Here is an 18,066-nt window from a genome sequence, read left to right on the forward strand (position 1 = left end):
AGACGCCCTATCGGCGCACGGCCCCCTGCCCGCGCCTGGTCAGCCAGAGCACCCCGGCCGCACCGGTCAGCAGCACCGTGCCGCCGAGCGTGCCGAGCGCCACGGCCGAGTCGAGCGGACCGGTCTTCGGCAGCTGCCCGCCGTTGTCCGGGGTGCTCTGCGCGTTGCCCGCGGCCGTCACATCGAGCTGGAGCGACGGCCCCGGGTTGTTGGAGGGGGTGCAGGTCGTGGTCGTACCCAGCGCCTTGATGGTCAGCACACCGGCGGTGAAGTCGACCTTGCCGCTCTTCTTCGGGGTGTACGTACCCGACAGGTCACTGATCTTGATGGGGGTGTTGGCGGGGATGGCGGCGGAGTTCGGCGCACCGGAGACCTGGACCTGGCCCGAGTCCGCGCCCCCCACCTTGATGACCGCGCTGGGGTTCATCGCGCCCTTGCCCAGTTCGACGGGGCTGGAGGAGACGCCCTTCTGGAAGGACATCGTGAGCTTGTAGCCGCCGCCGCTCTTGACGCTCTTGATGTCGATGGGAGACACGGCGCTCTTGTCCCCGATCGGGGTCTTGCACCGGTAGTCGACGTCCACGACCGTGGCGTGGGCGGCGGGCGCGGCCATCAGCACCACCGTGCCCGCCAGCGCGGACGCCAGCGCGAGAGCTGTTCGCTTCTGGTAGGACACCTTGAGTTCCCCTCATGCCGGAAGTCGCCGCGCGCCGTCTCTCACCGACGCAAGTTACTGACGACACATCAGATCGGGCGCTCAAGGTACGCCTGGGGCCTTGTGGAGGGAAGACAAAGAGCGCGCCGATCCGGCGCGCTCTTCAAAGGTGCAAATGCGGGGCCATGCGCCCCCATGTCCCGAACCGGCAACTACGCGGGGGCGGCCAGCTCCGCCCAGACGGTTTTGCCTGCTCGGCCCGCCACCCGCAGGACGCCCCAGTCCAGGCAGAGCCGCTGCACGATGAACATGCCGTGCCCTCCGGGCCGGCCGGCCCGGTGCGGGGTGCGCGGTGCGGGCTGTCCCGCACCTCCGTCGACGACCTCCACCCGCAGCACCTTGGCCGTGCATGCGATACGCAGTTCCTCGGGACCGTCCGCGTGCAGACAGGCGTTGGTGACCAGCTCGGAGACGACCAGCAGGACGTCCTCGGCGGCGGCCCGTCCGTCGGCGCTCGTCGCAGGGAGCCAGCCCCAGTCGTGAAGCGCCTGGCGGGCGAAGTCGCGGGCCGTCGGCACGATGCCGCCGACCCCCCGCAGCGACAACGTGCGCCACTGCCGCTCGGCCGTCTCGGGGGAGGCCGCGCCGGCGCCCGCGTCCGCGCGTGCGCCCACGCCGGCGTCCTCCGGCTCGCGGCCGCGGTCGCCCGGCGGATGCTGCCGGGTGGTGCTCATCAGCGCTTCACCTCACCGATTCACCATGTCGCCATTGATCAGTTACAAGTACAGATACAGAGTGCGCGGGCCGCCCACGACTCCGCCGGGTGTCTCCTGCCCGGCCGAATCGTGACAACACCCACTTCGTCTACGCGGATCGCGTGACACGGGCAACACATGAGGCACCCGGGGCCGCGAAACGCGCCACGATCATGCGTCCAGGGCCGCTTCCAGGGAGTCGTGGACGGTGAAGACCGCCTCGGCCCCGGTGATCTCGAAGACCCGCGCCACCACCGGCAGCATTCCGGCCAAATGGACCCCTCCCCCGGCCGCCTCCGCCTTGAGGCGGGCACCGAGCAGCACATTGAGCCCGGTGGAATCACAGAATTCGAGTCGCGAGCAGTCGACCACCAGGCGTACTCGCCCTTGCTCGACCGCGCTCTCCAGGGGTTCCCGCAGCAGATCCGCCGTGTGGTGATCCAGCTCACCCACCGGCGTCACGACCTCGCTGCGCCCCTCGGTACGGGCCTCGACCTGAAGTCGACCCCGGTTCGCACTGCCGACCGTCCCGCGGTCCATGCCCGTCCCTCTTCGCCGTCGTCACTGCCTGCGCCTCAGCGTGCGCAGATTCGTTCTAGCCGTCGCTGACGTTCTTGAAACAGTACGCGTTCCGTACGCCACGTGGTACCCGAAGACACCAACAAACCGGACATATGGCCCCAATTGGAGCTTGTAACTGCCCATCCGAACCGGGTAAGGGTAGGGGGACACCAAAACACGGCCGGCTTTGGAGGCGCCGCTTCACCGCAGGAAACACGTATGGGCATCGGCAGCCATATGCCGAGAACGATGGAGGCGATCATGTCACCCCGGCTCGACGGACCGCGTACCCACGACGCGACGTCAGCATGTCCTCAGGGACTGACCCACTCAGACTCCCCTGCCGCGAACGCCTCGGACGGCACGCGCAGCAGCAGCACCAGCAGCACCGCCGTCGACAGCGTCGACAACTACGGCGTCACCGAAGGTCTCGAAGGACTTCCCGAGATCCCGCCCTACGACGAAGTGGGGCCGCTGGACGCCAGAGCCCTGTCGAAGACGCTCTTTGCGCGGCTCGAATCCCTCGAAGAGGGCACCCACGAGTACTCGTACGTCCGCAATACGCTCGTCGAACTGAACCTGGCCCTGGTCAAGTTCGCCGCCTCCCGGTTCCGCTCCCGCAGCGAACCGATGGAGGACATCATCCAGGTCGGCACCATCGGCCTGATCAAGGCGATCGACCGCTTCGAGCTCAGCCGGGGCGTGGAGTTCCCGACGTTCGCGATGCCGACCATCGTCGGCGAGATCAAGCGCTTCTTCCGCGACACCAGTTGGTCCGTGCGCGTACCGCGCCGGCTGCAGGAGCTGCGGCTCGACCTGGCCAAGGCGGGCGACGAGCTCGCCCAGAAGCTGGATCGTTCACCCACCGTGGGCGAGCTCGCCGACCGCCTCGGCATCACCAACGACGAGGTCGTCGAGGGCATGGCCGCGAGCAACGCGTACACCGCGAGTTCGCTGGACGCCAAGCCCGAGGAGGACGAGCACGAAAGCGCGCTGGCAGACCGTATCGGCTACGAGGACCACGGACTCGAAGGCATCGAGTACGTCGAGTCCCTGAAACCGCTGATCGCCTCGCTGCCGGGCCGCGACCGCACCATTCTCTCGCTCCGGTTCGTCGCCAATATGACGCAGTCGGAGATCGGTGAGGAGCTGGGCATCTCCCAGATGCATGTGTCGCGGCTGCTCTCCCGCACGCTGGTCAAGCTCCGGAAGGGCCTGACGCTGGAGGAGTGACGGGCATATCGCGCGCCCGCGGAACAACCGCACGGCGCAGCGCGAGCCCCTTGCGGAAGGACCTGCCCGGCAAAGGGCGGGTCCTTCCGCATGTTTGACGAGGTGTCATGAACGCCTTGTCACAGACGCCGTGCTGTGTCGGCCGGCGCTCAGACGACGCGCTCGCCGTGCTGCCAGACCGCGTGGACCAGCGGGACGCCCGGCCGGTAGGCGAGGTGGACATGGCTGGGTGCGTCGAGGAGGACCAGGTCGGCGCGGGCGCCGGGGGTGATGCGGCCGATGTCCGTACGGCGCAGGGCCGCCGCGCCGCCCGCGGTGGCGGACCAGAGGGCCTCGTCCGGGGTCATGCCCATGTCGCGTACGGCGAGGGCGATGCAGAAGGGCATGGAGGACGTGAACGACGAGCCCGGGTTGCAGTCGGTGGAGAGCGCGACGGTGGCGCCCGCGTCGAGGATGCGGCGGGCGTCGGGCCAGGTGGCGCGGGTGGAGAACTCGGCACCGGGAAGCAGGGTGGCGACGGTGTTGCCCTGGGCCAGGGCGTCGACGTCCGCATCGGTGAGATGGGTGCAGTGGTCGGCGGACGCGGCGTCGAGCTCGACGGCCAGCTGGACCCCGGGGCCGTGGCCGAGCTGGTTGGCGTGGACGCGGGGGTGCAGGCCCTTGGCACGGCCGGCGGTGAGGATGGCGCGGGCCTGGTCGCCGTCGAAGGCGCCCTTCTCGCAGAAGACGTCGACCCAACGCGCGTACGGGGCGCAGGCGTCGAGCATCGCGCCGGTGACCAGGTCGACGTAGCCGGCCGGGTCGTCGGCGTAGTCCGGGGAGACGATGTGGGCGCCGAGGTAGGTGACCTCTTCGGTGTGCTGAGCCGCGATGCGCAGGGCGCGGGCCTCGTCCTCGACGGTGAGGCCGTAGCCGGACTTGGTCTCGAAGGTGGTGGTGCCCTGGCGCAGTGCCTCGGCGAGGTAGCGGGCGACGTTGGCGGAGAGTTCGTCGTCGGTGGCGGCGCGGGTGGCGGCGACCGTGGTCCTGATACCGCCCGCGCTGTAGGGGCGGCCGGACATCCGGGCGTTGAACTCCTCGGTGCGGTCGCCCGCGAACAGGAGGTGGGAGTGGGAGTCGACGAAGCCGGGGATCGCCGCCCGGCCGCCGGCGTCGACGGCGTTGTCAGTGGTGGGTGCTTTGCTCGACTCACCGGTCCACACGACCCGGTCGCCCTCGATGACGACGGCCGCGTCCCGGATCAGACCCAGGGGGGAATCCGCACGGAGGGAGGGGTCGTTGGTGACCAGACTGGCGATGTTGGTGATGGCGGTCGTCGTCATCGGGAGACTGCTCTCCTTGTGTATCGGCTTGCGGGGCGGCCCGTCGGTGGGCCTGCGGGGCGCCGGTCGGGGCGCCCCGCACGGCGGTCTCCGGATCTACGGTCTCCGGGGCGGTGGGCTCAGCGGTGCAGTGCCCCGATGGCCGAGGCGAGCGCTGCGGGGACATCCTCGACCAGAGTGTGCTGCCCGTCACGGACGATGTGCCGGCCTGCCACGACCGTGTGCCGCACATCGGCTGCGGAGGCGGCGAATACGGCTGCTTCGGCAGCGAGCCGGGGCACCGGCCCCGCAGTTCTGACGGAGTCCAGGGCAACGGTCGCCAGATCGGCGGGTGCACCGGGTTCGATGATGCCCGCCCGAGGCCGGCCGAGCGCGGCATGTCCGTCGACGGTCGCGGCGCGCAGCAGGGCGGCCGCCGTCCAGTGACCGCGCGTCCGGGTGCGCAGCCGCTCGTCGAGCTCCATCGCCCGGGCCTCTTCGAAGAGGTCGATCACGGCATGGCTGTCGCTGCCGAGGGAGAGCGGCGAGCCGGCGCGCTGGAGGGCGACGGCCGGACCGATTCCGTCGGCGAGGTCGCGTTCCGTGGTGGGGCACATGCAGGTGCCGGTCGCCGAGGAGCCGAGGAGCGTGATGTCCTCGCCGGTGAGGTGGGTGTTGTGGATGCCGGTGGTGCGCGGGCCGAGGACCCCGTGGTCGGCGAGGAGCCGGGTGGGCGTGCAGCCGTGGGCGGCGAGGCAGGCGTCGTTCTCCGCGGTCTGTTCGGAGAGGTGGACATGGAGCGGGGCCTGCCGCTCCTCGGCCCAGGCGGCCACGGTGGCGAGCTGCGCGGCGGGGACGGCGCGTACGGAGTGGACGGCCGCGCCGATCAGGGCGTGGTCACTGCCCTTGAGGAGGGAGGCGCGTTCGGCCCAGGCGTCCGCGGTGGTGTCGGAGAAGCGCAGCTGGTGCTGGTCGGGCTCCTGGTACTGGGTGGGGCGCCGGCCGAATCCGGCGGAGAGATAGGCGGTGTCCAGCAGCGTGATCCGGATACCGGCCTCGCCCGCCGCCGCGATCAGTGCCTCGCCCATCGCGTTCGGGTTGCTGTACGGGGTGCCGCCCGGAGCGTGGTGCAGATAGTGGAATTCGCCGACCGCGGTGATACCTGCCAGAGCCATTTCGGCATACACGGCACGGGCGAGGTCGAAGTACGAATCGGGGGTGAGCCGGGAGGCGATCCGGTACATGGTCTCGCGCCACGTCCAGAAGGTGCCGGAGCCGACCTGGACGGTGGAGCGCAGGGCGCGGTGGAAGGCGTGCGAGTGGGTGTTGGCGAGCCCGGGAAGGGTGAGCCCGCGCAGCACGGTGGCGCCCGGTGGCGGGGTGGCGACGCCGGTGCGGACGCCCGCGACGATCCCGCCGGACACGTCCAGGGCGACGCCCGGCTCGACATGGGTGCCGAGCCAGGCATGGGACAACCAGTACGTCACGGTGCCGGGCGTGCCCGTCGGTTCCGATGTCAGCTGCACGCGAGACCTTCCAGTACATCGGCGAGAGCGATCACCCCGGCCACGCAGTCGTCCTCGGCGGCGTGTTCGGCCGGCGAGTGCGAGATCCCGGTGGGGTTCCGTACGAACAGCATGGCGGTAGGGACTGAAGCGGACAAAATACCCGCGTCGTGTCCGGCGCCGGTGCCGAGGACGGGTACGGCGCGATCGGCGTCGCCCCGGCCCGTCAGGATCTTGCCGAGCTCGTCGCGCAGGGCGTGCTCGAACTCCACTACGGGCGTGAAGGACTCCCGTACGACATCGAGGTCGATCCCGGCCCGCTCGGCGTGTTCCCGGGCGGCCCGCTCGATGCCGCCGACGACGGCGTCGAGGCGGTCCTGGTCGGCGGCGCGGGAGTCGAGCCAGCCGCGGACGAGGGAGGGGATGGCGTTGACACCGTTCGGCTCGACGCTGATCTTGCCGAAGGTGGCGAGGGCTCCGGCGAGCTCCGCCTCGCGGCGGGCGGCCAGCACGGTCTCGGCGTACGTGAGCATCGGGTCGCGCCGGTCGACCAGCCGGGTGGTGCCCGCGTGGTTGGCCTCGCCCCGGAAGTCGAACCTCCAGCGCCCGTGCGGCCAGATCGCGGAAGCGATGCCGACCGGGTCACCGGTGAGGTCGAGGGCGCGCCCCTGCTCGACATGGAGCTCGACGAACGCACCGATTCGGGCGAGCCGTTCGGGGTCGGGGCCGATGGCGTCGGGGTCGTATCCGGCCGCCTCCATGGCCTGCGGCAGGGTGATGCCGTCACCGTCGCGGAGCCGGTGTGCCGCCTCGACGGTCAGCTGTCCGGCGGCGAGCCGGGAGCCCACACAGGCGAGCCCGAAGCGGGCCCCCTCCTCGTCACCGAAGTTGCTGATGGCGAGCGGCCGGGTGAACTCCGCTCCCCTGCGGCGAAGTTCGTCGAGCGCGGCGAAGGAGGAGACCACACCGAGCGGCCCGTCGAAGGCGCCGCCGTCCGGTACGGAGTCGAGGTGCGATCCGGTGACCACGGCGTCCCCCGCGAGGGGGTCGCCGAGCCAGGCCCACTGATTGCCGTTCCGGTCGACCTCGTAGGTGAGCCCGCGCGCCTCGGCCTGCGCCCGGAACCAGGCACGGCAGTCGGCATCGGCCCCGGTCCAGGCGTAGCGGCGGTAGCCCCCGCTGTCCTGATGCCGGCCGATCGGCAGGAGCTCCCGCCACATGGCGTGGAACGACGGTGCGCCGCCGCCGACGCCGTCCCTTTCCCGGGTCACCGCCCCACCGACGTCCTCCCGGGTCACTGCCCCTCCGTCATCGGTACGCGCACGCCCTTGTCCGCGGCGACGGACTCCGCGATGTCGTACCCGGCGTCGACGTGCCGGATGACGCCCATGCCCGGGTCGTTGGTGAGCACCCGGCGGATCTTCTCGCCCGCCAGCTTCGTACCGTCGGCGACGGACACCTGCCCGGCGTGGATGGAGCGTCCCATCCCGACGCCGCCGCCGTGGTGGATGGAGACCCAGGAGGCCCCCGACGCCACATTGACCATGGCGTTCAGCAGCGGCCAGTCGGCGATCGCGTCGGACCCGTCGAGCATGGCCTCGGTCTCCCGGTACGGGGAGGCCACGGAGCCGCAGTCCAGGTGGTCGCGCCCGATGGCCAGCGGAGCGGCCAGCTCGCCGGAGGCCACCATGTCGTTGAACCGCTCACCGGCCCGGTCGCGCTCGCCGTAACCGAGCCAGCAGATCCGGGCGGGCAGCCCCTGGAAGTGGACGCGTTCACCGGCCATCTTGATCCAGCGGTGCAGGGACTCGTTCTCCGGGAAGAGTTCGAGCATCGCCTTGTCGGTCTTGTGGATGTCGGACGCCTCACCGGAGAGCGCCGCCCAGCGGAACGGGCCCTTGCCCTCGCAGAAGAGCGGCCGGATGTAGGCGGGAACGAAGCCCGGGAAGTCGAAGGCCCGTGCATATCCGGCGAGCTGAGCCTCGCCACGGATCGAGTTGCCGTAGTCGAAGACCTCGGCCCCGGCGTCCATGAAACCGACCATCGCCTCGACGTGCTTGGCCATTGCCTCGCGGGCCCGCTGCGTGAAGTCGGCGGGCTTCTCGGCGGCGTACGAGGCCATGTCGTCGAAGTCGACACCGATCGGGAGGTACGCGAGCGGGTCGTGCGCGCTGGTCTGGTCGGTGACGATGTCGATCGGGGCGCCCTCGGCGAGCATCCGGGGCAGCAGCTCCGCCGCGTTGCCCAGCAGACCGATGGAGAGCGGCTTGCGGGCGTCCCGGGCCTCGGTGGCCAGCTGGAGCGCGTGCTCCAGGGAGTCGGCGCGCACGTCCAGGTAGCGGTGCTCGATCCGGCGCTCGATGGCGCGCGGGTCGCAGTCGATACAGATCGCGACACCGTCGTTCATGGTCACGGCGAGCGGCTGGGCGCCGCCCATGCCGCCGAGTCCGGCGGTCAGGGTGATCGTGCCGGCCAGCGTCCCGTTGAACTTCTTCGCCGCGACGGCGGCGAACGTCTCGTACGTGCCCTGCAGGATGCCCTGCGTACCGATGTAGATCCACGAGCCGGCGGTCATCTGGCCGTACATGGTGAGCCCGAGCGCCTCCAGGCGACGGAACTCCTCCCAGTTCGCCCAGTCGCCCACCAGGTTGGAGTTGGCGATCAGTACGCGCGGCGCCCACTCGTGCGTCTGCATGACGCCGACCGGACGCCCGGACTGGACGAGCATCGTCTCGTCCTGCTTGAGCGTCCGCAGCGTGCGCACCATCGCGTCGAACGAGCGCCAGTCGCGGGCCGCCTTGCCGGTGCCGCCGTAGACGACGAGCTTGTCGGGGTGCTCGGCGACCTCGGGGTCGAGGTTGTTCTGCAGCATGCGCAGGGCGGCCTCCTGCTGCCATCCCAGGGCGCTCAGTTCCGTACCGCGCGGTGCCCGTACGGGGCGGGGTCCTGACATGGCGATGCCTCCTCGCAATTTGTAAATCTTCTATTCACATCCTGATGGTCTGAATACTCGTAGTCAACAGCTCCGCGCCGACAGCTGGACGAACAGCACCCGGCCGCCCCTCACACAGGGCGCCCGGGCGCACCTCCGGCACGCCCTTCGAAGATCCCTTGCGCATGTACCTATGGAAAATGCCAGAACCCCCACCTGGGGCGAGCACGTTGCGTAGCCTCTGGGTCACAGCCGTACGCCACGTCGGGAGGGGAGTGCGCGTGCCCGGAATCGACGAGTGCCTGCTCGAAGTCATGAGGCTGCCCGGCGCCCGCGGCGCCGCGGTGGTCGACTGGATGAGCGGCCTCGCCCTCGGCACCATCGGCGAATCGCCCAACGGCGATCACGAGGCCACCGCCGCGGAGACGGCCGAGGTCGCCAGGATGGCTGCCGAGCAGCCGGCCTTCGCACCGACGACCACCGCATCATCAACCGCGTTACCGGAAAGGGCCGTTACGGGAGCGCCGCCGGTGGAGGACGTCATCGTCACCACCCGCACCGGGTACCACATCCTCCGTTTCGTCGAGACGGCCTTCGACAGCAGCGTCTTCGTCCATCTGTGGCTCGACCGCGCGGAGGGCAATCTGGCCCTCGCCCGGATACGGCTGGGCGAGACGGCCGAGCGGCTGGTCCTTGCATGAGAACCGCCCCCGCCCCGGTCACGGCCCTCTCCCCCATGCTGCAGCGCCTCGCCGACGAAGGCGCCACCGGCGCCCTGATGCGCGACCGCGGCACCCTCTATCTCGCCGAGGGCCAGGTGGTGCACGCCGAGAGCCCGGCGACGCCCGGTATAGACGTCCTGCTCACCACGGGCGGCGCCCTGCACCGCGACGGCTGGTGGGAGGCGGTCGCCAGGGCGGGCGCCGGGCAGCGGGTCGGCCGCTATCTGGTGGACAGCGGGCGGGTGCCGGGCGGGGCGCTGGAGCTGTGCCACCTCGGCGCGCTGTACGACGCGGCGTTCTTCGCGCTCGCCCCCACCCGGACCCCGGCCCGCTTCCGCTACGGGGTCTCCCATTGGATCGGCCCCGTCCGCCCCGTCCCCGTCGATGCCGTGCAGCGCGAGACGCTCCGGCGCCGGGAGCTGCTGGAGCGGATCTGGCCCGATGCGGTGACCGACAGCGCACCGCTCGTACGGACGGCCCGTCCCGTCGACGCACCCGTTCCGCCGGGCCGGCGCCGCGTGCTCGATCTCGTGGACGGGGTGCGTACGGCATCGGACATCGCCCAGGAGCTGGGCAGGCCGGCGTTCCACGTACTGGTCGGCCTGCGGCGCCTGGCCGCGGCCGGACTGGTCGAAGCGGTACGGGAGTTGCAGGCCGTGACCACCCCCGGCCGGATCGCGCTTCCCGAGGTCACGGCCGACCCCGACGTCGCCCTGCTGCGCCGGCTCCGAGACGCATTGGAGGCCCTGTGATACGCGCGCTCAGACAGCGTGCCGGGAGGAGACAGCTGATGGTGCCCGAGGCCGAAGTGCAGGACGTCCTGGCCGAGCTCCAGCGGTTACGGGCCCGGGTCCCGCTCCTCTCCGGTGCCCTGGCGGCCAGCACCGACGGCCTCGTCCTGGCCCATGACACCCCCGGCGTGGAGGCGGAGGGCGTCGCCGCACTGACCGCGGCCGCGCTCGGTGTCGCGATCCGGATGGCGGACGCGACCTGCCGGGGCGGCTTCCGTGAACTTCTCGTACGGGGCGAGACCGGCTACATCGCGACGTATGCCGCCGGCTCCTCGGCCGTTCTCACACTGCTGGCCGAGGACCGGATCAACGTCGGCAGGCTCCATCTGGAGGGCCGCCGGGCAGGCACCCGTATCGGCGAACTGATCGACACCGCACTGGAACGCGCCGCACAGCCGGCGCCCCCGGCCCGCGCCCCCGAGCAGCGCCCCGCACAGCCCGGGCCGCTGCCTCACCGCACGTAACACCACATACCCCGGAAACAACCCACGGATCCGGTCGTCCCGGCCGGCCAGGAAAGGAATCGAGCACTCATGGCGAACGCCGAAGCGTCACTGAAGGAAGCGATGACGTCCATCGAGGGCACCCTCGGTGTCGCCCTCGTCGACTACACCAGCGGAATGGCGCTGGGCACCCTCGGCGGCGGCAAGGACTTCAACCTGGAGGTCGCGGCCGCGGGCAACACCGATGTCGTACGCGCCAAGCTCCGCACGATGGAGCACCTCGGCCTCCAGGACGAGATCGAGGACATCCTGATCACGCTCGGCGGCCAGTACCACCTGATCCGGCTGCTCAAGGCGCGCGGCAGCAACGGCCTCTTCCTGTACCTGGTGCTGGACAAGGGCCGCGCCAACCTGGCCATGGCCCGCCACCAGCTGAAGCGGATCGAGGCCGAGCTGGAGGTCTGACCCGGCGGTCTCAGCGTCGGCGCCGCGCCCCGCCGGGCGCGGCGTCACCCGCCATCGGCCCCGTCGTCCGATACCCCTTCACCTGCTTGCCGGCGGGCCGTCCGCGCTCCACCCAGTCGGTCCGCACCCAGTACAGGGCGTCGTCCCGGCGCTCACGCTGCCCGATCCTGACGGCCTTGGTCCAGAGCCCGGCCCCCGCGCCCGCGAGCACCATCCCGCCGGCCCCGGGCAGCAGGAACGAGCTCGCCACCGCCACGAGGAACGCCCCGAGCAGCCACCACCGGTGCCCGCGTCGCCAGTTGCGTACGGTCACGGCCCGGTCCTGGAGAAAGTCGGACCGCCCGGCGCGGGTGGCACCCCTGGCCAGTTCCGCGTACCGCCGGCCGCGTACGAGCGCCACCGAGGCCGCGGTGACCAGGAACAGCGCCGCTCCGGCCAGCAGCCCGATCCGGCGTCCGGTGAGCCCGGGCACCAGTGCGCCGATCGCCGCGGCGAGCAGCCCCGGCCACCACAGCGGTGCGGCTCCGGCCCGTACGATCACGGCCACCCTCGCCAACGACTGCGCTCCGCGCCCCACGTCCGTACCCCTCTCCGCAGCTCCTTCTGATCCTTCTGGGCCCGGAGATTAATAGCCGTAAATGAGCGATGCCTGAGAATCGTCGAGGCCGGTGGGGCCGCCCACGGGATCTGATCCCCATCAGGCCGCCGCCACCGGTCACTCGACGAACAGCCCCCGCGCCACCGCCCGCGCGTCGAACTCCTCCAAGCGCGCCTGCGCATCGGGAAGGTCGTCGCACATCGCCTCCAGCAGCACCCGGCCCAGCAACATGGGCGCGCACGCCGTGTCGAAGGCGAGCCCGGTGCCGACGGCGGCCGGGATCAGCAGGTCGCTGTGCTTGGCCACCGGAGCGAACGCCGAATCGGCGACCGACACCACGGTCAGCCCCTGCTCCTGCGCATACGCGAGGGCGTCCACGACCTCCTTCGGATGCCGGGGCAGCGCGAAACAGATCAGCGCTGTGGCGCCCGCCCGCCGCGCGGCGTCGATCCGGTCGTGCAGCATGCTGCCGCCCTCGTCGAGCACCCGGACATCGGGATGGACCTTGGCCGCGAAGTACCCGAACCCGCGTGCCTGGGAGGAGGCGGCCCGCAGTCCGAGCACGGGGAGCGGCCGGGAGGCGGCGAGCAGGCGCCCCGCCCGCTCGACGGGGCCGGGGTCGGCGAGCAGCCCGGCGAGGTGCTGCAGATTCTCGATCTCACCGAGGACAGCCTGCTGGTATTCGTTGTACGCACGTTCGCCCGCCCCCTCACCCGGCTCGGCGGGCCCCGGCGCGACATCCCGCAGATACCTCCGCAGCGCCGGATAGCCGTCGAATCCGAGGGCGACGGCGAACCGGGTGACGGACGGCTGACTGACCCCGGCCAGTTCGGCCAGCTCGACGCTCGACAGGAACGGCACCTCGGCAGCCCTGCGCACCATGGAGTGCGCGATGCGCCGTTGCGTCGGTGTCAGCCGGTGCCCCTCGAAGAGCTGCTGCAGTCGTGCGGCAGGGCTGCTCTCGCTCATACCGTCCCCCTCCAAAGTTCTGTGTAGTGGTCGAGCAGCTCCCCGGCCGCGACCTTTACATCATCGGTGAGCGGCCGGTCCGTGAGGTCGTCGTTGAGCAGAGAATCGGCGAGCACGAAGGCACGGCCCACCGGAAGATCCGGATCGGGGCGCAGATCCCGCTGGCGCAACGCCCTTACGGCGGCGACCAGTTCGCAGCCCACGACTTGCCGGTACGCGCCGCAGGCCCGCAACGTCTGACGGGCGGCGAGCGAGGCGAAGCTGGCCTGCTCCTCGACACCGCGGGACAGGACGGCGTGGCCGAGCGATGCGGGGGCGGAGTAGGTGCGCAGATCGCCGAGGGCGGCCCCGGCCGCGTACTCCAGGATCATCACGCCGGACGAGGCAGGTTCGCCGTCCGCGAGGAAGGGCCGCAGACGGGTCAGGGCCGGCTCGTTGAGTGCCGAGAGCCGGGAGGTGGAGAGCCGGGCGACCTGGGTCACGGCGAGCCTGAAGTGGTCGAGTGCCAGGGCCAGCTGGGCCAGGTAGAAGCCGCCGTGGTGGTAGGCGGCCGGGCTGTCGTTGGCACCGGCGTCCGGGCAGATGAGCGGGTTTTCGGCGGCGGCGTTGATCTCGACGGCGAGAACCCGTTCGAGGGCGTCGGCGGCGTCCTGCGCGGGCCCGTGGATCTGCGGCAGGCAGCGGAATCCGTACGGGTCCTGGATCCGGCCGAGCGGTGGTCCGGGGCGCTCGGGGACGCCGAGCAGCTCCCGCATCCGGGCGGCGACATCGTAGGAACCGGGGTGGGGGCGGGCCGCATGGACCGGTTCCGCGTAGGCCTCGTACGAGCCGTCGACCGCGAGCAGGGAGAGCGCGGCGACGACCTGGGTGGCGGTGACCAGACGGCGCAGCTCGTCGAGAGCGAGCGTGGCCTGTCCGAGGGTGAGGGCGTTGCTGCTGATCAGGGCGAGGGCGTCGTTGTTGTCGAGCGGCTGGGGCTCGGGGGCGGCGCCGGGGCCCTGCCAGGGGTGTTCCCCGGCGAGGGCGAGGCCGGCCTGGGCGAGGGCCGCGATGTCGCCGGTGCCGACCGAGCCGAATTCATTGACGACCGGGTGCGCCCCGGCCTCCAGCGCCTCGCAGAGCGCGGTGACGACGGTCGGCCGCAGCCCGGCGCCGCCCGCGAGCAGCTGGTTGGCTCGCACGGCGAGCATGGCCCTGACCTCGCGGGCGGGCAGCACTTCGCCGATCGCTCCGGCGTGGCTGCGCAGCAGCCGCAGCCCGTGGCCGGCTGCCGCCTCGGTGGGAACATCCTCGTTGCGGTTGGCGCCGACGCCGGTGGAGCGTCCGTAGACCCGTCCGGTGGCGGCCAGCTCCCGGGCGGCGCTCCAAGAGCGGTCGACGCGCTTCATCGCTTCGTCGGTGGGGACGGGGCGGGCGGTGCCGCGGGCGAGCCGGACGACGTCGGAGACCGGCAGGGTCTGGCCGTCGAGCACGACGACGCCGACGGAGCCGGGAGCTCCGGAAGAGCCGGCGGTCCCTGACACGGAGTCCTCGGAGTCCACCAGGTGGGACGACATCATGCGCAAACTCCTCCTATCCGGACACCTTGTCTCGCTCTTCGGGTCTCTGTAACCAGTGTTTTACCCCGAGGCATTGACAACCTATTCAGTAACGAAGAACTCTGCATGACTATATGCAGCCGGGGCAAGGGACGACTGATGATCAAATTCGACGCAGTGAACAAGCGCTTCCCGAACGGCACCACGGCAGTTCACGACCTCAGCCTCACCATGCCGGAGGGCGGTATCACCGTCCTCGTCGGCTCTTCCGGCTGCGGTAAGACCACCACCCTGAGAATGATCAACCGGATGGTCGAGCCGACCTCCGGCACCATCCGTCTCGGCGGCAAGGACATCCTCGAAGCGGACGCCGCGGAGCTGCGGCGAGGCATCGGATACGTCATCCAGCAGGCCGGCCTCTTCCCGCACCGCACGGTGCTCGACAACATCGCGACGGTGCCCCTGCTGCTCGGCCACGGGCGCAGGGCCTCCCGGGCCAGGGCCGCCGAACTCCTGGAGACGGTCGGCCTGCCCGCCGAGGCCGCCAAGCGCTATCCGCACCAGCTCTCCGGCGGCCAGCAGCAGCGGGTCGGCGTGGCCCGCGCGCTCGCCGCGGACCCTCCGGTGCTGCTCATGGACGAGCCGTTCGGCGCAGTCGACCCCGTCGTACGGACCCAGCTCCAGGACGAGCTGCTGCGTCTCCAGAAGGAGCTCGGCAAGACCATCGTCTTCGTCACCCATGACATCGACGAGGCGGTACGGCTCGGCGACCGGATCGCCGTCTTCCGTACCGGCGGCCATCTGGTGCAGTGCGCACCGCCCGCCGAGCTGCTCGCCCGCCCGGCCGACGACTTCGTCGCCGACTTCCTGGGTGCCGAGCGCGGACTGAAGCTGCTGTCGCTGAGCACGCTCGCGGCTCTGCCTCAACGGCCCCCGGCGACGGTGCGGGCCGGCGAACCGGCCGCCGCCGGGGGCAACGGCTCCGACTGGCTGCTGGTCGTCTCCGCCAGGGGTGAGCCGCTCGGATGGCTCGAGCGCCGGACCGCACCGGCGGGCCCTGCGGGCGACGCCCCGCTGCTCCCCGTACGCCCTCTGCGCGACACGGACTCGCTGCTCTCGGCGCTCAATGAGTCGATCGCCTCACCGACCGGTCTGATCGCCCGCGTCGACACCGACGGCGTACTTACCGGGGTCACCGCGCGCGAGGCCATCCACGACCTTGCGGGCGCGGCCCACACCACGGCCGCCGTACAGAAGGCCGGCACAGAGAAGTCGGCCGTCGCGGCACCGGCCGCGGACGGCAGCTCATGACCATCGAGTGGGCGTGGATATCCGACCACGCGAACGACCTGTTCACCCTCACCGTCTCCCACCTCCAAGCCGCGCTGAGTGCCGTGCTCCTCGGGCTGCTGATCTCCCTGCCGCTGGCCGTGCTCGCCCATCGCGTGCGCCCGCTGCGCGGAGCCCTGCTCGGCCTCTCGAACGTCCTGTTCACCATCCCCTCCATCGCGGTCTTCGTCCTGCTGCTGCCGGTCTCGGGGCTGACCCGCACCACCACCGTCATCGGCCTGACCATCTACACGCTGGTCGTGCTGTTGCGGAACACCGTCGAGGGACTGGACTCCGTACCCGTGAAGACGCGTGAGGCCGCCAGGGCGATGGGGGCCCGCCCGCTGCGGATCCTGCTGACGGTCGAGCTGCCGCTCGCCCTCCCGGTGATCATGGCGGGTGTACGCATCGCCACCGTCATGTCGATCTCGCTGGTCAGTGTCGCCACGTACATCGGCGACGGCGGTCTGGGCCAGCTCTTCACCGACGGCTTCCAGCGGAACTTCCCCACCCCGGTGATCGTCGGTGTGGTCCTGACCCTGCTCCTCGCGCTGGTAGCGGACGCGGCGCTGGTCGCGGTGCAGTACGCGCTCACCCCGTGGACACGGAAGCAGAGGGCCTGACATGTACGAACTCTTCGCGGACCTCGGCCGCTGGCTGACCGGCAGCGAGCAGTGGACCGGCCAGGACGGCATCGCCCATCGCCTCGCCGAGCACCTCCAGTACTCGCTGATCGCCACGCTGATCGCCACGGCGATCGCACTCCCGATCGGCCTGCTCATCGGGCACACCGGACGCGGTGCCTTCCTCGCCATCAATCTGTCGTCCTTCGGCCGGGCCCTGCCGACCGTCGGTCTGGTGGTGCTGGTCTTCCTGGCCGGCGGCCTGTCCATGACCCCGGTGTACGTGGCGCTGGTCGCCCTCGCCGTCCCCTCGATCGTCACCAACACCTACGCCGGGATGACCGCCGTCGACCCCGATGTGAAGGACGCCGCACGCGGCCAGGGCATGCGCGGTCCCCAGGTGCTGTGGCACGTCGAACTCCCGCTCGCCCTCCCGCTGATCATGACCGGGCTGCGGCTGGCGCTGATCCAGGTCGTGGCCACCGCCACCATCGCCGCCTATGTCAGCTTCGGCGGTCTCGGCCGCTATGTCTTCGACGGTCTCGCACAGCGCGACCTCGTTCAGGTGCTGGGCGGCGCGGTCCTCGTCGCGGTCGTCGCCGTCGTACTCGATCTGGCGCTGTCCGGGCTCCAGCGCGTCCTCTTCCGCCACCGCTCCGCCTGAGGAGAACCACCGATGACTCGCATGTCCCGCACATCCCCCATGAACCGAAGGACCCTGCTCGGCGGACTCCTCGCCGCGGCCTCCGTCCCTGCACTCGCCGCCTGCAGCAGCGGAATCACCTCGCTCGACGGACATGGCGGCGGCAGCGGCGGTGGCGGTTCGAGCTCCGGCGGCATCACCATCGGCACCGCCAATTTCACCGAGAACCAGATCCTCGGCCATCTGTACGCCGCGGCCCTCGGCGCCGCCGGTGTGAAGACGACGGTCCGCGCCAACCTGGGGACCCGCGAGATCCTCATCCCCGCGCTGAAGGGCGGCGACATCGACCTCCTGCCCGAGTACCAGGGCGCCCTGCTCCACTACCTCGACCCGAAGGCGAGCGCCACCGAGGAGGGCGAGATGCAGAACGCACTCGCCGTTGCCCTGCCCGCCGGTCTGCAGATCCTCCCGTACGGCATGGCCGAGGACTCCGACGCCTTCGCCGTCACCCGCGAGACCGCCCGGAAGTACGGCCTGTCCTCCCTCGCCGATCTGGCGAGGCACAACGGAAAGCTGGTCATCGGCGCGGCCCCCGAGGTCAAGAAGCGGACCGTCGGGGCCGTGGGCCTGAAGGACGTGTACGGCGTCACCTTCAAGGAGTTCAAGTCGCTGGACTCCTCCGGGCCCTTGGTGAAGGGAGCCCTGCGGAAGGGCGATGTCGATGTCGCCAACCTCTTCACCACGGACACCGACATCGCGGCCGAGGGCTGGGTGGTCCTCTCCGACCCCAAGAACCTGGTCCCCGGCCAGCATGTCGTCCCGCTGATCGCCGACCGGGCCGCGGACTCCACGGTCCGAAAGGCCCTGGCCCGGCTGGGCGCCGCACTCACCACCGAGGACCTCACCGAGCTCAACCGCCTGGTCGACAAGGACAAGAAGGACCCCGAGGACGTCGCACACGACTGGGCGAAACAGCACGGCATCGTCAAGAAGGGAAGCTGAC

The 18,066-nt window shown here is 70.9% G+C and carries 19 protein-coding genes; 9 read left to right on the plus strand and 10 right to left on the minus strand.

All coding sequences use genetic code 11. The features are described 5' to 3' along the window. Positions 1 to 7 precede the first annotated feature (7 nt). From ACFVYE_RS10240 to ACFVYE_RS10250, 3 genes are all read right to left on the minus strand, one after another. A complete protein-coding gene (locus ACFVYE_RS10240; protein ID WP_383969526.1) occupies positions 8 to 676 on the minus strand; it encodes a peptidase in 669 nt (222 codons plus the stop codon). A 191-nt stretch (positions 677 to 867) separates the two neighbouring features. Next, positions 868 to 1,389 carry an ATP-binding protein gene (locus ACFVYE_RS10245; protein WP_383969529.1) on the minus strand — a complete coding sequence of 174 codons (522 nt, stop codon included), beginning with the start codon at positions 1,387 to 1,389 and terminating at the stop codon, positions 868 to 870. Between the two features lie 192 nt (positions 1,390 to 1,581). Continuing rightward, a complete protein-coding gene (locus ACFVYE_RS10250; RefSeq protein WP_383969532.1) occupies positions 1,582 to 1,950 on the minus strand; it encodes an STAS domain-containing protein in 369 nt (122 codons plus the stop codon). 282 nt (positions 1,951 to 2,232) lie between these two features. Between ACFVYE_RS10250 and ACFVYE_RS10255 the strand changes: the two genes are divergently transcribed. Next, entirely contained in the window at positions 2,233 to 3,204 is a 972-nt protein-coding gene (locus ACFVYE_RS10255) for an RNA polymerase sigma factor SigF (RefSeq protein ID WP_383969535.1), read from the plus strand. A gap of 149 nt (positions 3,205 to 3,353) precedes the next feature. Here ACFVYE_RS10255 and hutI read toward each other — a convergent pair whose 3' ends face one another. The 4 genes from hutI to hutU all read right to left on the minus strand — a co-directional run bounded on the left by hutI (position 3,354) and on the right by hutU (position 8,963). Further along, positions 3,354 to 4,526 (minus strand): imidazolonepropionase, encoded by a 1,173-nt coding sequence (gene hutI / locus ACFVYE_RS10260; RefSeq protein ID WP_383969538.1) that lies wholly within the window; start codon positions 4,524 to 4,526, stop codon positions 3,354 to 3,356. A gap of 119 nt (positions 4,527 to 4,645) precedes the next feature. Next, the gene (locus ACFVYE_RS10265; RefSeq protein WP_389604994.1) at positions 4,646 to 6,031 is read right to left on the minus strand and encodes a formimidoylglutamate deiminase; all 1,386 of its coding nucleotides are present in this window, start codon (positions 6,029 to 6,031) and stop codon (positions 4,646 to 4,648) included. Then, positions 6,022 to 7,230, minus strand: coding sequence for an allantoate amidohydrolase (locus tag ACFVYE_RS10270; RefSeq protein WP_383969578.1), 1,209 nt, complete (start codon positions 7,228 to 7,230; stop codon positions 6,022 to 6,024). Before ACFVYE_RS10270 ends, ACFVYE_RS10265 begins: the two co-directional genes overlap by 10 nt. Positions 7,231 to 7,304: 74 nt before the next feature. Further along, on the minus strand, positions 7,305 to 8,963 hold the full coding sequence (gene hutU, locus ACFVYE_RS10275) for a urocanate hydratase (RefSeq protein ID WP_383969544.1): 1,659 nt from the start codon (positions 8,961 to 8,963) through the stop codon (positions 7,305 to 7,307). 260 nt (positions 8,964 to 9,223) lie between these two features. On the opposite strand from hutU, the gene ACFVYE_RS10280 reads away from it, so the two are divergent. The 4 genes from ACFVYE_RS10280 to ACFVYE_RS10295 all read left to right on the plus strand — a co-directional run bounded on the left by ACFVYE_RS10280 (position 9,224) and on the right by ACFVYE_RS10295 (position 11,363). Further along, positions 9,224 to 9,643 carry a hypothetical protein gene (locus tag ACFVYE_RS10280; RefSeq protein WP_383969546.1) on the plus strand — a complete coding sequence of 140 codons (420 nt, stop codon included), beginning with the start codon at positions 9,224 to 9,226 and terminating at the stop codon, positions 9,641 to 9,643. Next, positions 9,640 to 10,416 carry a winged helix-turn-helix domain-containing protein gene (locus ACFVYE_RS10285; protein WP_383969549.1) on the plus strand — a complete coding sequence of 259 codons (777 nt, stop codon included), beginning with the start codon at positions 9,640 to 9,642 and terminating at the stop codon, positions 10,414 to 10,416. The genes ACFVYE_RS10280 and ACFVYE_RS10285 overlap by 4 nt, the downstream gene beginning before the upstream one ends. A 38-nt stretch (positions 10,417 to 10,454) precedes the next feature. Next, complete coding sequence (locus tag ACFVYE_RS10290) at positions 10,455 to 10,919, plus strand: roadblock/LC7 domain-containing protein (RefSeq protein ID WP_383969552.1); 465 nt, start codon at positions 10,455 to 10,457, stop codon at positions 10,917 to 10,919. A 69-nt stretch (positions 10,920 to 10,988) separates the two neighbouring features. Next, a complete protein-coding gene (locus tag ACFVYE_RS10295) occupies positions 10,989 to 11,363 on the plus strand; it encodes a hypothetical protein (protein ID WP_383969555.1) in 375 nt (124 codons plus the stop codon). A gap of 10 nt (positions 11,364 to 11,373) precedes the next feature. On the opposite strand, the gene ACFVYE_RS10300 is transcribed toward ACFVYE_RS10295, so the two are convergent. The 3 genes from ACFVYE_RS10300 to ACFVYE_RS10310 form a co-directional block, all read right to left on the minus strand. Then, positions 11,374 to 11,910, minus strand: a complete 537-nt coding sequence (locus ACFVYE_RS10300) for a hypothetical protein (RefSeq protein WP_383969580.1) — start codon at positions 11,908 to 11,910, stop codon at positions 11,374 to 11,376. Positions 11,911 to 12,078: 168 nt separating this feature from the next. Beyond that, on the minus strand, positions 12,079 to 12,930 hold the full coding sequence (locus ACFVYE_RS10305; protein ID WP_383969558.1) for a MurR/RpiR family transcriptional regulator: 852 nt from the start codon (positions 12,928 to 12,930) through the stop codon (positions 12,079 to 12,081). Beyond that, positions 12,927 to 14,486, minus strand: coding sequence for an aromatic amino acid ammonia-lyase (locus ACFVYE_RS10310; protein WP_383969583.1), 1,560 nt, complete (start codon positions 14,484 to 14,486; stop codon positions 12,927 to 12,929). Before ACFVYE_RS10310 ends, ACFVYE_RS10305 begins: the two co-directional genes overlap by 4 nt. A 141-nt stretch (positions 14,487 to 14,627) precedes the next feature. On the opposite strand from ACFVYE_RS10310, the gene ACFVYE_RS10315 reads away from it, so the two are divergent. The 4 genes from ACFVYE_RS10315 to ACFVYE_RS10330 are packed head-to-tail and all read left to right on the plus strand — an operon-like array spanning position 14,628 to position 18,065. Next, entirely contained in the window at positions 14,628 to 15,779 is a 1,152-nt protein-coding gene (locus tag ACFVYE_RS10315; protein ID WP_389605117.1) for an ABC transporter ATP-binding protein, read from the plus strand. Further along, entirely contained in the window at positions 15,776 to 16,420 is a 645-nt protein-coding gene (locus tag ACFVYE_RS10320; protein ID WP_266361062.1) for an ABC transporter permease, read from the plus strand. The genes ACFVYE_RS10315 and ACFVYE_RS10320 overlap by 4 nt, the downstream gene beginning before the upstream one ends. Position 16,421: 1 nt before the next feature. Beyond that, on the plus strand, positions 16,422 to 17,084 hold the full coding sequence (locus tag ACFVYE_RS10325; protein WP_266361061.1) for an ABC transporter permease: 663 nt from the start codon (positions 16,422 to 16,424) through the stop codon (positions 17,082 to 17,084). Positions 17,085 to 17,123: 39 nt separating this feature from the next. Then, entirely contained in the window at positions 17,124 to 18,065 is a 942-nt protein-coding gene (locus tag ACFVYE_RS10330; RefSeq protein ID WP_389605119.1) for an ABC transporter substrate-binding protein, read from the plus strand. The last annotated feature ends 1 nt before the right edge of the window (position 18,066 follow it).

This window comes from Streptomyces sp. NPDC058239, from assembly GCF_042882185.1.
In the GTDB taxonomy this organism is placed as follows: Bacteria; Actinomycetota; Actinomycetes; order Streptomycetales; family Streptomycetaceae; genus Streptomyces.